The organism is Streptomyces sp. NPDC002701, from assembly GCF_042889045.1.
In the GTDB taxonomy this organism is placed as follows: domain Bacteria; phylum Actinomycetota; class Actinomycetes; order Streptomycetales; family Streptomycetaceae; genus Streptomyces.
Genome location: NZ_JBIAQL010000022.1, coordinates 1 through 12,508, shown reverse-complemented (window position 1 = coordinate 12,508; position 12,508 = coordinate 1). Strand labels below are relative to the sequence as shown.

Genomic DNA, 12,508 nt, shown 5'->3' with positions numbered 1-12,508 from the left:
CCGCTTCGTGTCCCCAGAACGTACGGTCCGCCCCGCAGGACCCGCGTCCCACGCGAGGTTGAACTCCCGCTCAGACGTTTGCCGCGCCTTGCGGGATGGGGCGGCCGCGGGCGGCTGCTGAATACGACCCGCGTAGTCTCGCGGGGTGCATTCTCGTCTGCGTTTCGAGAACCCTTCCGCTCTGCCCCACGAGGTGGTGGTCGAGACGTTGGAGCGAGCTCTGCGTGACCGCTCGGCGGAGGGTGAGGCCGCCGAAGTCCTGGTCGGGACCACGTTGAACGACGACAACGCGGAGTTCGTGGAGCATTGGTGTGTGCAGGTCGGGATGCGGGCTGTGTCGGGGAGTCCGTTGCTCGGGCTGGCCGGCCTGTGCCTGGGGCACACCGCTCGACGCTTCGGGCGTCTCGGTGATGACGCCCTGGCGCTGGCGGAGTCGTTGGCCGTACGAGCCGGGGCGGACCCGAGAGACGTGGACAGCCGCGCCATCGACGGCTATGACGACGTCCGGAGTTTCCTGCACCCGCGGTGAGGGGCACCACTACCGTTGCAGGTCAGGTGCCGTTGCAGGTCAGGCTGCAGAAGCCCTGCTCACGAAGGCTCTGAGGTCTTCCAGGGCTTCACGCGTTGCCACGTGACGCCTTCCTCGCGGAGCAGGGTGCGCAGGCCCTCGTGGCTCCTGTCGTCGACCACCTCCTCGGCAACCAGGAAGAGGTCCTGGGCCGACCGTCCGGTATTCAGTACCGCTGACCTCGATGTCCCCGTCTTGGAGTTCGACAGCGATCCGGGAAGCGGATCACTTGCGCGTGCGACGTAGGTCCTCGATCCGTGCCACGTCCTCCGCTGAGATCGCTGCGGGCTGACCGTGAAAAGCCGAGAAGCGATCCAGTAGGCCAGAGGTCAAGCCACCTTCGAGGGCCAGCGGCGCGTTGCATGCACCATCCGCGTCAGCGTGCGCCGGGACGCATCGCAGTCGCGGTGTCCGCCGCGACGGCGAGCGCGTCAGTGGGCGGGCGGTCGAGCAGTTCCACGAGGTCGGGGCTGGAGTTGGCGAGGAACCCATGGCGGACGTTGGTGACGATCGAGGCGAGCATCGGCGGCTGGAACGGCAGCAGTGCGTCGTCCGCGAGGAGCCGGGCGCGGTACTCGCTGAGCCCGATCGCTCGGTGGGCGACCCTGAGACGTTCAGCGACGTCACCGGCGGTGATCGGGTCGCCGACCAAGTCGTAGGTCTCGTCGACATGCAAGGTCGCGTCGCTGGCAACGATGGCTGCGACTGCGGCCAGATCCGCCCGAGCCACCGCAGAGAGAGCGCCATCGCCAAAGGCTGACTCCAGGCCATCGGGTGTCCACGTCAGCAACGCTCCGAAGAGTTCGGCGTAGAGCCCGTTGCGCAATATCGTCCACCCGAGACCGCTGGCCTTGACCAGGTCCTCAGTGGCGCGGTGGGCCAGCGCGAACCCGAGGTGATCTCCGGTGCCGGTCAGGCTGGTGTAGATCACGTGCGCGATGCCATCGCGGACCGCAGCGTCGACAAGCGCCCGGTGACGAGCGATGACCTGGTCGTCCTCGGCGTATCCGGCCGAGACCAGGACCAGCGTCGAGACACCGGTGAGGTCCAGGCTGGTGGGGTCGTCGAAGTCCAGGTGGCGCTGCCCGTCAGCGGGCGTTCGGCTGCCTCCCAGGGCGGGCACCTTCCGGTCGGCCAACTCCTGGAGCGTGAGGGAGGCGAGCTGTCCGTTCGCGCCGGTCACCATGATCATTGCGGTTCGATCTCCTACCGTGGTTCTCTTCAGTAACTACGGCGATCCTGAACCGGCTGCGGTCGGCCTACAAGAAGGCAGTTTCATGTCAGTGACGCACACCGATGTAACCGCTGAGCCCGCAGAGCTGGAACCGTGCGGGCAGCCGGACCACCCCGACTGCGGGATCCGCGATGTTCTCGACCGCGTGGGCGACAAGTGGTCGGTCCTCGTGATCGTCGAGCTTGCGAACGGGACGCGGCGTTTCCGGCAACTTCAGCGTGCCGTGGATGGCATCTCCCAGCGCATGCTGACGCTGACCGTGCGCCGGCTGGAACGCGATGGGCTGGTACTTCGGACCGTCTACCCAACCGTGCCCGCCCAGGTCGACTACCGACTCACGGAGACCGGCGCAAGCCTGACCCACCTCGTCAAGGCCCTGGCCGACTGGTCACTCGAGCACCGAGACACCATCGCCCATGCCCGCCAGGCTTACGACGCGCAGCATCCCGACAACGAGATCCGCTGACCGTCGGCGTCCATCACGTCATGACCCGCAACGACCAGAGATCCGTCGAGTGCCGCCGGAAAAGAGCACTGTGCTGTTACGCCTGTCGAACGAGCCCACCGGAGTGATCAGGACTCCGCAGGTCGCCGTCTTTTCTGATCCCATCCCGGCAGGTCCTCGGCGTACTGGGGCACACGCGTCGCCGGCGTTCGCGCAACGGTCACCGTGACCGGTCCGTGAACGGAGGCTCGAGGCAGCGGTGCAGGACGTGAGCTACGGCTTCTTGGCTGCGCCCTTCGGCATGCTGCGGCGGCTGCCGTTCCGGCCTGCGCCGGCGTTGACGGCCTTGGCCAGGGAGAGGCCAGCGGCGCTGGTGGCTGCTTCGCCGATCTCGCTGAAATCGACGTAGCCCTCCACTTCGCGCTTCGGAGTGAGCAGCAGGCCGCTGGCGCCCTTCTCCACGTAAGCAATGTGGAAAAAATTCGGTGCGTGTCGGACGCAGACTGGTCAGACTCGTGGCATGACAGCGAAGATCAGCCGTATCAATCCCGACCAATTACATGAGACGCCGGGCTACCACCACATCACTGTGGTGGAGACCGGCCGAACAGCGTACCTGGCGGGGCAGTGCCCCCTCGACAAGGGCGGCTCTCTCGTCGGCGCGGGCTCCCTCGACGTGCAGGTCGATCAGGTCGTCGTGAACGCACTCGCCGCCCTTGCGGCGGTGGATGCTCAGCCGCAGCACGTGGTGCGTTCAGTGATCTACGTGCGGAGCGATGACAGGGAGGACCTGAGCCTCGCCTGGCACCGGCTTACCGCTTCCGCCCTGGGCCCGGCCTTCACATCCGCCAGCACGCTCCTGGGAGTTGCGCAGTTGGGCTTCGCAGGGCAGCTGGTCGAGGTGGACCTCACCGTCGCGCTGCCCGACTGAGCGGCCCGCACGCCTCGATCAGCGTCTCGAATTGCTTCGCCGACATGGTCATGTCCCGGACGCCGAGGCGGCCTCCGTCTGATCACGTGCGCCGACCGGGATGCACGTGACCACGACGAAGGCGCCGTGAGGGTGGGTGGACTGCCTGAAGCCGCTGTTGGTGAGGCGTTCGTGGAAGCGTCACGCCACACGCTCGGTCGACCCGTCCGTCCCGTCGCCTTCTTCTCAAGGACCGGTCGGGCGAGAGGTGTGCCCGGGGGATGCCGACTCACGTGCAAGCTCTCACCAGGTGGGCGGACCTGCACCGATACAAGCCTGCGCATCTTCAGATGGCCCCAGATACCACGTCATCTGCAGCGCCGGATGTCGCACCGCACGAGGGTGCCGGCTGCCGTGGGAGGAGATGCGGCGCCCGCCCTCCCTGTCCATCGCTGTCGTCCCCGGGGCGTATGGCCCGAGCCGGTCTCAGGACCAGGTCATCTCGCCGTCTCGGGAGACGAAGCGCCCGGTGCCGGCGCCGGGTTCCTCGGTGGCGAGGGCGACGATCGCGTCCGTGCCCTCGGTGACGGTCTGAAATCCGCTGTAGCCGTTGAAGTCGGTCGCGGTGTAACCGGGGTCGGCCGCGTTGACACGGATGTCCTTGAGCCCCTTGGCGTACTGCGTGGTCAGCATCGTCAGTGCCGCCTTCGAGGACGTGTACAGCGGCGCCAAGGCGTGCGACTCGGGCCGTTCGGGGTCGTGGGTGAGGGCGAGGGAGCCCATGCCGCTGCTGACGTTGACGATGGCGGGGTCCGCCGAGCGGCGCAGCAGCGGCAGGAACGCGGTGGTGGTACGGACGACGCCGATGACATTGACGTCGAGGACGGCGAGGGCGTCGGCTCCGGTGAGGTCGCTGGGATCGCCGAGCGGACCGTGCACCCCGGCGTTGTTGATCAGGACGTCGATCCTGCCCTCGTGTTCGGCGACGTTCGCGGCCGCGGCGGCCACGGACGCGTCGTCGGTCACGTCGATGGGGACGTAGCGCGCACCGAGTGCGGCGGCTGCCTCCTCCCCCTGTTCACGGTCGCGGGCTCCGACGAGCACGGTGTGGCCGTGCTCGATCAGGCGGCGGGCGGTCTCACGGCCGAGACCCTTGTTGGCTCCGGTGATGAAAGTGATCGTCATGCGTTCGATAGTGGTCCCGGGCCGGCAGGCGGGCCAGGGACACTTCGCCGGTAGGAAGGCCAGTACCACCTTGGCATCCCCCCTCGTCACCCCGGATGCAGGATCATGGGTCCCATGGCGACTGCACCCGCAACCGGACTCGGCGCGATGATCCGCATGTGGCGGGACCGGCTGCCTCCGTCGGCCGCCGGGCTGCCGGTGGCACACGGCCGCCGGGCGACCGGGCTGCGGCGCGAGGAGCTGGCCGACCTGGCCGGGGTGTCGGTCGACTACGTCGTGCGCCTGGAACAGGGTCGGGCCACGACACCCTCCGCATCGGTGGTGGCGTCCCTGGCCCGGGCCCTCATGCTGTCGACCGCCGAGCGCGACCACCTGTACCTGCTCGCCCAGCTCGTACCACCGGCGGACGGCACGATCTCCGACCATCTTCCGCCTGGCGTGCAGCGGGTTCTCGCCCGCCTCGGGGACGTGGCGGTCGCCGTGTTCGCGGCGGACTGGCAACTGGTGTGGTGGAACCGCGGGTGGGCCGCCCTGCTGGGCGACCCCTCCGCCGCGCCACCGCGGCTGCGCAACTTCGCCCGCGACAGGTTCCCGGTGGACGACGGGCCCGCCCACCTCGCGCTGTGGCCGGTCACCGAAACAGACCGCGACGCCACCGACGCCGCCGTCGTCTCCGACCTGCGCCGCGCCACCGGCCGCTTCCCCCGGGACAACCGCCTGGCCGCACTGATCCGTGAACTGAACGCGGGCAACGACAGGTTCGCCGAGTTGTGGGCGACCGGACAGGTGGCCGCACACCGCGAGGACCACAAGACGATCGACCACCCGTCGGTGGGCCCGGTCACGGTGGACTGCGACGTCCTGACCGACGGCGACTGCGAGCTCAAGATCGTCATCATGACCGCAGCCCCCGGCAGCGAGGACGAGACCAAACTCCAACTCGCCACCGTCACCGGCCCGCCGGTCACCACACCCCGCAACTGATCCACCTCGGGCGTCGGCCACCATGGAGCCCGGCGGCCGACGCCCGAGGCGGACACCACCGAGCCGCTGGTTCCGGCGCCGGTGATGTCCAGGGTGCCCACGGTCACCGGCACAGAAGTTCCACTCCCACACTCGCGAGGCAGTCGACCAGGAGCCGCTGGCTGCAACTGTGCACGGCAGCCTCCCGGGTCAGATTCCGTGTCCCAGTAGCAGCGCATCCAAGTCGTCACCACGCCATGATGCCCGGCCAAAGGTGCTGCTCCCCTCCGGGATCGACTGAAATGTCCGCACAGCAATATCTGCTGAAGACCCTCGGTGCACCCTCCCCGGGGAGGGCGAGACGGTGGCGCCGGTACGGTAATCAACGGACGGGTCGACGTGGACGTCGGTGGGCAGGGCGAGCAGGAGGCCCCGGGGCCCGAGGCCCGGGGCGTTCCTCGGCAACACCCGACGCCAGGCTGCCGGGCTCAGCCCGGAATGGCGAGCGGTAGTCGATGGATTCGGCGCGCGCTGGTGGAGCGCGATGTGTATCCGCAGCCTTCCGCTGCATGCGTTACATGCGTAGCGTTTCGGGACGGCGTGCAGCCAAGGGGACCTGCGGATGCGGGCCGGAACTGCCGGGGGAAGCGCAAACCATCGGGCAGTGCAATTTGCCTGCTGCGCCTGACTCCTGACGTGGCGTCAGTCGAGAGCATGGCTGCGGGCGGTCCGCAGGATCTCGTCGGAGAGCTCGGGTTCGACGTGGCGTACGGCCCGGGCGAGCATCAGCGCGCCGACCATTTCGCTGAGCAGGCGGATCGCCATGCGGCGGGCCTCGGCCGGGTCGAGGGCGTGGCCCTTCTCCTCGGCTTCGCGCAGGAACTCGGCGGCGAAACCGGTGAGGTAGCCCTCGACCCCTGCGGCGTACGCGCTCTGCACGGGGTCGCTGTGCCGTGCGGCGTCGGTGACCAGGGAGGCGGAGGGGCAGCCGCCGTCCGGGGCGTCACGGTGCGCGGTGGACAGGTATCCGGTCACGACCCGCTCGAGCGGGGAGCCGTCCTGGTCCGGGCCGTCCTGGACCGTCTGGGCCAGGGTTCCGAGTGAGGCGGCGAAGGAGGCTCCGCACACCTCCACGACCAGGTCGTTCTTGGAGGCGAAGTGATTGTAGAAGCCGCCGTGGGTGAGTCCGGCCTCCTTCATCAGCTCGGCGATGCCGACCGCGTCGATGCCCTGTGAGCGAAACATGCGGCCGGCCGCATCGAGGATGTTCTGCCGGTTGCGGGCCTTGTCCTCCTTGGTGATGCGCGGCATGGCCGTCCTTTCGCGTCGCTCTCGACTTGACCTTTTCAATGACGGCTCTCATCATAGCAAGAGTTCTGATGACAGCCATCATTAATACTCCATGGACGGGAGAGTCATGCGCGCCATCGTCTACGACCAGCACGGACAGGCCGGGCAGGTGCTACGCCTGAGCGAGCAGCCGCCCCCTGCGCCCTCAGCCGGGCAGGTGCGGGTGCGGGTGCTGTCCCGGCCCGTCCACCCCGGCGACCTGGCGGGAGTGGAAGGCTTCCCGGGCGCGCCGAGGCAGCGGTTCGCCGCGCCGCGGACCCCCGGTCTGGAGGGGATGGGCGTCGTCGAGACCGTCGGCGAGGACGTGCGGGATCTGCGGTCCGGTCAGCGGGTTGCGTTCTTCCCGGTGCCGGGAGCGTGGGGTGAGTTCGTCACGGCACCCGCCGAGCTGGTGGTGCCGGTGCCCGAGGGCGTCAGCGACGAGACCGCGGCCCTGATGCTGGTCAACCCGCTCACCCTGCTCACGTTGCTGCGGGCGGTCGAGGACGCCCAGCACGGCCAGGCAGGTCCGGTGGTGCAGACGGCCGCCGGTTCGTCGGTGGGGAAATTGGTCATCGCCGCAGCGCTCAAACACGGCATCCCGTTGGTCAACCTGGTACGCAGCGCCACAGGGGCTCAGACCTTGCGGCAGCGCTTCCCCGACCTGCCGACCGTCTCGACGGCCGACGCGAACTGGCGCGCCCAGGTCCGGGACGCGACCGGCGGCCGGGGCGCCCAGGTCGTCCTGGACGCGGTGGGCGGATCCCTGACCGGTGAGCTGGCCGGGCTGCTCGGCGACGGCGGCACGCTGATCACCTACGGACAGCTCGGCTCGGGCAGCACGCCGCTGGAGTCGCTCGCACTGGCCCCGCGGGGCCTGACCGTGCGGGGCGTGTCCATCACCCGTTGGCTGACCCGCACACCTGCGGAACGGACGGAGGACGTCGCCTTCGCCGCCCGTCTGGCCGCGACCACGCCGGACCTCTTCGAGGTCGCAGCCGACTACGACCTCGCCGACTTCGCGAAGGCCGTCGACCACGTCCGCCGCCCCGGCAAGAGCGGAACCGTCCTGCTCACCAGCCCCGCATCCTGAACCCCACGAAGGGCACCGCCATGAAAATCGGAACCCTCGGCGCCGGAACCGTCGCCCAGGCCATCGCCCGCCATGCCGTGGCCCACGGCCATGAGGTCGTACTGAGCAACAGCCGCGGCCCCGCCTCCCTGGCCGGCCTCGCCGACGAACTCGGACCGCTCGTTCACGCCGGCACTCCGCAGGAAGCCGCCGCGGCGGAACTCGTCCTCCTCGCGGTCGGCTGGCCCCAGATCCCGGACGCGACAGCCGGTCTGCCGCCCTTCGAGGGGCGCATCGTCATCGACGCCACGAACCAGTTCGTGTCCCCTCCCCCGCACCCGAAGATCGCCGACCTGGGCGAGCTGACCGGCAGCGAACACGTCGCCTCACTGCTGCCCGGAGCCCGCGTCGTCAAGGCGTTCAACACCCTCTACGGGCAGTACATCGCCGCCGACCCGCGCCATGAGGCCGGACGCCAGGTGCTGTTCCTCGCCGGTGACGACGCCGACGCCAAGACGACCGTCAAGGACCTCACCGCGTCCTTCGGGTTCGCCCCCGTCGACGTCGGCTCCCTGCGCGAGGGCGGACGCCTCATGCAACTCGGCGGCCCGCTCTCCGCCCTCCACGCCCTCAAACAGGACTGAGCCGGGCTCTCGCCCATTGCCAGTCCCCCTCCTCATTCGCCCCTCGCTACAAGGAAGTTACTCATGACCACCCAGCCCCTGCTGCAGCCCGTCCGCCTCGGCGCGCTGGAGCTCCCCAACAGCGTCGTCATGGCCCCCATGACCCGCGCCCGTGCCCACAACGCCGAGCTGGCTCCCACCGACCTGCACGCGACCTACTACGCGCAGCGCGCCGGCGCAGGGTTGATCGTCACCGAGGGAACCTGGGTCAGTCCCGACGCGATCGGCTTCATCAACGTCCCCGGCATCTACACCGACATACAGACCGCCGGCTGGACGAAGGTCACCGAAGCCGTCCACGAGGCGGGCGGCCGGATCGTCTCCCAGCTCGGTCACGTCGGAGCGGCCTCCCACCCCGACCACCTCGGCGGCCGCCTGCCCGCCGGGCCCTCGGCCGTCAACCCCGGCGAGAAGTCCTTCACCCCCTCGGGCCCGAAAGACACCCTCACCCCGCGCGCCTACACCGCCGCCGAGATCGCCGACACCATCGCCGACTACCGCCATGCGGCCGACAACGCCCGCCGCGCCGGCTTCGACGGCGTGGAACTCCACGCCCAGGTGTCCCACTTGATCCCGCAGTTCCTCAACCCCCGTCTCAACCAGCGCACCGACGCATACGGAGGCAGCAGCGAGAAGCGGGCCAAACTCCTCCTCGACATCCTCGACGCCGTCAGTGACGTATGGGACAGCGACCGTATCGGCGTGAAGATGTCCCCTGCCTGGACCAGCGGAACGGTGTTCACCGCGGACGAGGAGACACTCAACGACTACGACCAGCTGCTCAAGAAGCTCAACGACAACAGCCTGGCCTACCTGCACCTCCTGGGCACCCCCGGCACCATCGAGGAGCGCATCGCCCTCTTCTCCCGCTACCGCGCCCACTACCAGGGCAACATCGTCGCCAACCTCGGCTTCACCCAGGCCCTCGGCAACGAGATCCTCGGCCACGGCGTCGTCGACGCGGTGTCCTTCGGCGCCCCCTTCATCGCCAACCCCGACCTCGTCGAGCGCTTCGCGAAGGGCCACCCGCTGGCGGACGACGACCCGGACACCCACTACGCCGGACACTCCGAGGGCTACACCGACTACCCCGCCTTCAGCGCCGGATGAGCGACACTCGTTGAGGCTGTGGCTGCCGCGCTTGCCGAGACGGCACTTGCGCAAGACGCACCTGCGGCCCGGGCGTGGCTCACGCCCGGGCCATATCCGGATCGACGTCGGCGACGTAGCGGATGGACGAGCAGGTGCGGCGCTGGCCGAGCCTGTTCGGCCGAGTAGTGGCCGCTTGGATGGCGAAACCTTCACCGTCAAGGCCGAGCGGACAGAGACGGCCCCTGCCGATGGGGGTCCAGGCAGGGTAGGCCGTCACTCGTCACAGCGATGTGGTGAGGCGCCCTGTCCTTTAGAAGAAGTGCTTGCGTCCACCGACCGCGCGGCCGGTCGCACCCAGGACCCACAGGACGACGCCCACCAGGATGAGGATGCCGCCGATCGTCGTGAGCAGCCCCATGCCGACGAGCATGCCGATGATCAGCAGAATAAGCCCAAGAATGATCATTTTGAGTTCCTGTCGTCAGGTCCGACTCAGACGCGTGTGCGTATGAGCTTCACAACGGTCCAAATTCCCCTGGACTTCTAGGCCCTGGCTCCGAACTACACCAGGACCTCGGTGCGATAGCCCTTGTGCCCGGCGACACGGAATCCACACACGTCCTCGAAAATGTGTCAGGAAGCGGCCACCCGAACGGGTCGATCCGTACAGCCTCCAGCTGCCGGTGCGTACGTACGTGGACACCGATGTCAGGAAGATCCCGCAGGCCAGGCCGCAGGCGGATCTTCTGGACAACCTGCCCATGACCATGAGCAGGGCTGTCAACGTCCGGACGCCGCCCGGATGATGGCCTCGGGAGCGGCCCCAGCGGCTGGATGGGGCCGCGACACCCGAGCTTCTGCGATGGTTCTCCAGGTCACAGGCTTACATACCTAATTTACCGCAAACTTACACAGATCGCAGTGTTTCCAACGCGGAAATGTGCTGGGCCGCACTCCTCGCAATGGCTGCGGCCAGTCCCGTCGCCTCGACGGCGCTGCCCTCGTTCTGCTCGCCGGCACAGAGCACCCGGGACTGGGTGAAGTGGGCGCGCAGCGCATCGGTGAGGATTTGGTCGAACGGGCGGCCCTTCCTGACGGCCGCCTTGTCGAGGGTCCCGAGGCTGACCATGCCGGGCATGTCGTGCCCCTCGTGGGGGTGTGTGTCCGGTACACCTGACAGTTTCAGTGCGGCGCGCAGACGGCGCAGATCCTCGCGCAGTGACGAGCCGGTCTTCGCCGCCAGCGTGGCCACGGCCGGGTCCGCCGCGCGGGAGGGAGCCAGGTCGGTCAGTTGCCGGGCACGCTCGGCCATGGGGATCATCAGCAGGATCCAGGCGGCGTCTGTCGCGTTGAAGGCCGCCGTCCGCGACGCGGGGGCTCCCGGCGACATACCGCTGGTTGTCGGCTGCGCGGTGCAGCCGACAACCAGCAGCGCCACAGCCGCGGCGCACACCGACCACAGGGTCAGAACGTGCCGGCGGAGTTGCACTTGGCCTTCTGGTTGATGCAGTCCTTCACGCGGTGTCCGAGAGCGGCGTTGTCCCAGGCGTTGAAGAAGTCGCCGTGGATGGACGACGCCATGCCCGAGGCCAGCCGGAAGCCCGCGCTGCTGCCGCTGGTCGGGTAGCTGACGACGAAGGAGAGGTTGGGGATGGCGACGGGGTAGGCGCCGCTGCACTTGCCGTCGTAGGTGAACGCCACGTGCGACTTGTGGTCGGGGCTGTCGAGGTTCTTGCCGTCCCAGCAGTCGGGGAAGACAAGCTGATGGGTGAGGTGGGCCTTCGGGGCGCAGACCGGCCAGTTGCCGTCGGCGCTGCGGCCGATCTCGCCGCCCTCGCCGGAGCACCAGTACTGGCCGGTCGATCCCGCCGGGGTGGGGGTCTGCGCCTTGGCGTCACCTGCGATCATGCGGAATCCCTCCGGGAAGGGCACGGTCGCCGAGGGGTCGGGGAGCCGGGAACCGTAGTAGACGATCATGCCCTCGGCTTCGACGGCCCTGTCGCCCTCGTAGAGGGTGGGTATCCAGTACGCCGAAAGGTCCTCGGCAGGGGTGCAGCTGGTCGGCTTGTTGGCCAGCAGCGACTGGGCGGTCGAGAACGCGTCGGTGCTCTCGTTGCCGAAGAAGCTGTGCATGTGGGACGCACCGGGCAGACCCGGCAGGACGATGGGGTCGTCCGGCTTGGAGTGACTGTAGGTGCAGGTGGCGTTGAACTCCGGAACCCGGACCACACCGGCGGGCACCGCGGCCGGTGTCATCGCACGGAACTGACTCAGCTGGGCGTTCCACTTGGCCTGGTCGACGGGGACCCAGCCGGGCGCCGCGCCACCGCCCTCGCCGACGAAGGAGAACCAGTTGATGTTGACGAAGTCACCGGACCCCGTGCCGCGCAGTACGGCGAACACCGTCTGTGAGCCGGTGGGGTGGCTGGAGACCTCGGTCTCCCGGGTCGCCCAGGTCTGCCAACCGCCGGTCGGGGACACCGGGACGACCGCGAGGAGCGGTCCGGTGAGGCTGCCGGTACGCAGTTCCACCGTGCCCGAGCCGACAGCGGAGGCGAGCCGGGCGGACACCGTCAGCCGGCCGGCCGTACCGAGGTCGACGTTGTCGAACCGCATCCAGTCGCCGTCGGCGAGGAACGCGGCGTTCTGCCCGCCTCCCATGTCCGCGGTCGCCTCCAACGTGACGCCCGACTGGGCCGCGTAGGACTCGGCCTGGACGGTGACCGTCGCGGCCTGCGCCCGCTGGGTCGAGGCGGTCAGGCTCAGGGTGGCGGCCAGCGCGACCACCAGGGCGTTCACCAAGAGTGTGTACAGAGGGACGCGATATCTGCGCATCTCACTTCCTCACGAACATCGGGGGGTGAAGGGGGGGATGGGGCGAGGGGGGTGCTTCCTGCCGGAGGGGCGCCCCCCCCCCCCGGGGGGGGGGGGGCGGCCCCGGAAACCACCGCGAAAGATAGAACCCTAACAAATAGCACAGCAAAATGGTCGGGGAAGGGGTGGGCGCCGCCCGCGGGCCCCGCCCCA

Annotated in this window: 14 protein-coding genes and 1 pseudogene; 7 read left to right on the top strand and 8 right to left on the bottom strand. The window is 68.9% G+C overall.

All coding sequences use genetic code 11. The features are described from left to right. Positions 1–145 precede the first annotated feature (145 nt). Positions 146–529: a hypothetical protein gene (locus ACFYXC_RS34770; protein ID WP_389556311.1), complete on the top strand. Its 384-nt coding sequence runs from the start codon at positions 146–148 to the stop codon at positions 527–529. Positions 530–600: 71 nt separating this feature from the next. On the opposite strand, the pseudogene ACFYXC_RS34765 reads toward ACFYXC_RS34770, so the two are convergent. Beyond that, positions 601–708, bottom strand: a pseudogene (locus ACFYXC_RS34765) (IS630 family transposase); the annotation flags it as partial. A gap of 236 nt (positions 709–944) precedes the next feature. Further along, positions 945–1,760 (bottom strand): NAD(P)H-binding protein, encoded by an 816-nt coding sequence (locus tag ACFYXC_RS34760; RefSeq protein WP_389556309.1) that lies wholly within the window; start codon positions 1,758–1,760, stop codon positions 945–947. 85 nt (positions 1,761–1,845) lie between these two features. Between ACFYXC_RS34760 and ACFYXC_RS34755 the strand changes: the two genes are divergently transcribed. After that, a complete protein-coding gene (locus ACFYXC_RS34755; protein ID WP_388923516.1) occupies positions 1,846–2,268 on the top strand; it encodes a winged helix-turn-helix transcriptional regulator in 423 nt (140 codons plus the stop codon). Between the two features lie 252 nt (positions 2,269–2,520). Here the strand turns inward: ACFYXC_RS34755 and ACFYXC_RS34750 are convergent, their stop codons facing one another. Next, positions 2,521–2,709 carry a DUF3052 family protein gene (locus tag ACFYXC_RS34750; protein ID WP_389556307.1) on the bottom strand — a complete coding sequence of 63 codons (189 nt, stop codon included), beginning with the start codon at positions 2,707–2,709 and terminating at the stop codon, positions 2,521–2,523. Between the two features lie 58 nt (positions 2,710–2,767). On the opposite strand from ACFYXC_RS34750, the gene ACFYXC_RS34745 reads away from it, so the two are divergent. Continuing rightward, positions 2,768–3,178: a Rid family hydrolase gene (locus tag ACFYXC_RS34745; protein WP_389556305.1), complete on the top strand. Its 411-nt coding sequence runs from the start codon at positions 2,768–2,770 to the stop codon at positions 3,176–3,178. A gap of 465 nt (positions 3,179–3,643) precedes the next feature. On the opposite strand, the gene ACFYXC_RS34740 is transcribed toward ACFYXC_RS34745, so the two are convergent. Continuing rightward, entirely contained in the window at positions 3,644–4,342 is a 699-nt protein-coding gene (locus ACFYXC_RS34740; RefSeq protein WP_389556303.1) for an SDR family NAD(P)-dependent oxidoreductase, read from the bottom strand. Between the two features lie 114 nt (positions 4,343–4,456). Here ACFYXC_RS34740 and ACFYXC_RS34735 point away from each other — a divergent pair, with 114 nt between their 5' ends. Continuing rightward, on the top strand, positions 4,457–5,326 hold the full coding sequence (locus tag ACFYXC_RS34735; protein ID WP_389556301.1) for a helix-turn-helix transcriptional regulator: 870 nt from the start codon (positions 4,457–4,459) through the stop codon (positions 5,324–5,326). Positions 5,327–6,007: 681 nt separating this feature from the next. On the opposite strand, the gene ACFYXC_RS34730 is transcribed toward ACFYXC_RS34735, so the two are convergent. Continuing rightward, positions 6,008–6,616 (bottom strand): TetR/AcrR family transcriptional regulator, encoded by a 609-nt coding sequence (locus ACFYXC_RS34730; protein ID WP_389556299.1) that lies wholly within the window; start codon positions 6,614–6,616, stop codon positions 6,008–6,010. 91 nt (positions 6,617–6,707) lie between these two features. Here ACFYXC_RS34730 and ACFYXC_RS34725 point away from each other — a divergent pair, with 91 nt between their 5' ends. The 3 genes from ACFYXC_RS34725 (at position 6,708) to ACFYXC_RS34715 (ending at position 9,499) form a co-directional block, all read left to right on the top strand. After that, on the top strand, positions 6,708–7,727 hold the full coding sequence (locus ACFYXC_RS34725) for an alcohol dehydrogenase catalytic domain-containing protein (RefSeq protein WP_389556297.1): 1,020 nt from the start codon (positions 6,708–6,710) through the stop codon (positions 7,725–7,727). Positions 7,728–7,747: 20 nt separating this feature from the next. Next, entirely contained in the window at positions 7,748–8,350 is a 603-nt protein-coding gene (locus ACFYXC_RS34720) for an NADPH-dependent F420 reductase (RefSeq protein ID WP_389556295.1), read from the top strand. 63 nt (positions 8,351–8,413) lie between these two features. Continuing rightward, the gene (locus ACFYXC_RS34715; protein ID WP_389556293.1) at positions 8,414–9,499 is read left to right on the top strand and encodes an alkene reductase; all 1,086 of its coding nucleotides are present in this window, start codon (positions 8,414–8,416) and stop codon (positions 9,497–9,499) included. A 292-nt stretch (positions 9,500–9,791) separates the two neighbouring features. On the opposite strand, the gene ACFYXC_RS34710 is transcribed toward ACFYXC_RS34715, so the two are convergent. The 3 genes from ACFYXC_RS34710 to ACFYXC_RS34700 all read right to left on the bottom strand — a co-directional run bounded on the left by ACFYXC_RS34710 (position 9,792) and on the right by ACFYXC_RS34700 (position 12,280). Continuing rightward, positions 9,792–9,947, bottom strand: a complete 156-nt coding sequence (locus ACFYXC_RS34710; protein ID WP_388923454.1) for a hypothetical protein — start codon at positions 9,945–9,947, stop codon at positions 9,792–9,794. Between the two features lie 441 nt (positions 9,948–10,388). Then, a complete protein-coding gene (locus ACFYXC_RS34705; protein WP_389556292.1) occupies positions 10,389–10,871 on the bottom strand; it encodes a DUF305 domain-containing protein in 483 nt (160 codons plus the stop codon). 74 nt (positions 10,872–10,945) lie between these two features. Further along, entirely contained in the window at positions 10,946–12,280 is a 1,335-nt protein-coding gene (locus ACFYXC_RS34700) for a DUF1996 domain-containing protein (protein WP_389556290.1), read from the bottom strand. Positions 12,281–12,508 lie beyond the last annotated feature (228 nt).

What these genes read in the sequence shown, in the direction of transcription:
- ACFYXC_RS34730 (WP_389556299.1), bottom strand. Translation starts at nt 6,616, where the DNA reads ATGCCGCGCATCACCAAGGAGGACAAGGCCCGCAACCGGCAGAACATC.
- ACFYXC_RS34705 (WP_389556292.1), bottom strand. Translation starts at nt 10,871, where the DNA reads ATGTCGCCGGGAGCCCCCGCGTCGCGGACGGCGGCCTTCAACGCGACA.
- ACFYXC_RS34745 (WP_389556305.1), top strand. Translation starts at nt 2,768, where the DNA reads ATGACAGCGAAGATCAGCCGTATCAATCCCGACCAATTACATGAGACG.
- ACFYXC_RS34715 (WP_389556293.1), top strand. Translation starts at nt 8,414, where the DNA reads ATGACCACCCAGCCCCTGCTGCAGCCCGTCCGCCTCGGCGCGCTGGAG.
- ACFYXC_RS34725 (WP_389556297.1), top strand. Translation starts at nt 6,708, where the DNA reads ATGGACGGGAGAGTCATGCGCGCCATCGTCTACGACCAGCACGGACAG.
- ACFYXC_RS34710 (WP_388923454.1), bottom strand. Translation starts at nt 9,947, where the DNA reads ATGATCATTCTTGGGCTTATTCTGCTGATCATCGGCATGCTCGTCGGC.
- ACFYXC_RS34740 (WP_389556303.1), bottom strand. Translation starts at nt 4,342, where the DNA reads ATGACGATCACTTTCATCACCGGAGCCAACAAGGGTCTCGGCCGTGAG.
- ACFYXC_RS34720 (WP_389556295.1), top strand. Translation starts at nt 7,748, where the DNA reads ATGAAAATCGGAACCCTCGGCGCCGGAACCGTCGCCCAGGCCATCGCC.
- ACFYXC_RS34755 (WP_388923516.1), top strand. Translation starts at nt 1,846, where the DNA reads ATGTCAGTGACGCACACCGATGTAACCGCTGAGCCCGCAGAGCTGGAA.
- ACFYXC_RS34735 (WP_389556301.1), top strand. Translation starts at nt 4,457, where the DNA reads ATGGCGACTGCACCCGCAACCGGACTCGGCGCGATGATCCGCATGTGG.
- ACFYXC_RS34760 (WP_389556309.1), bottom strand. Translation starts at nt 1,760, where the DNA reads ATGATCATGGTGACCGGCGCGAACGGACAGCTCGCCTCCCTCACGCTC.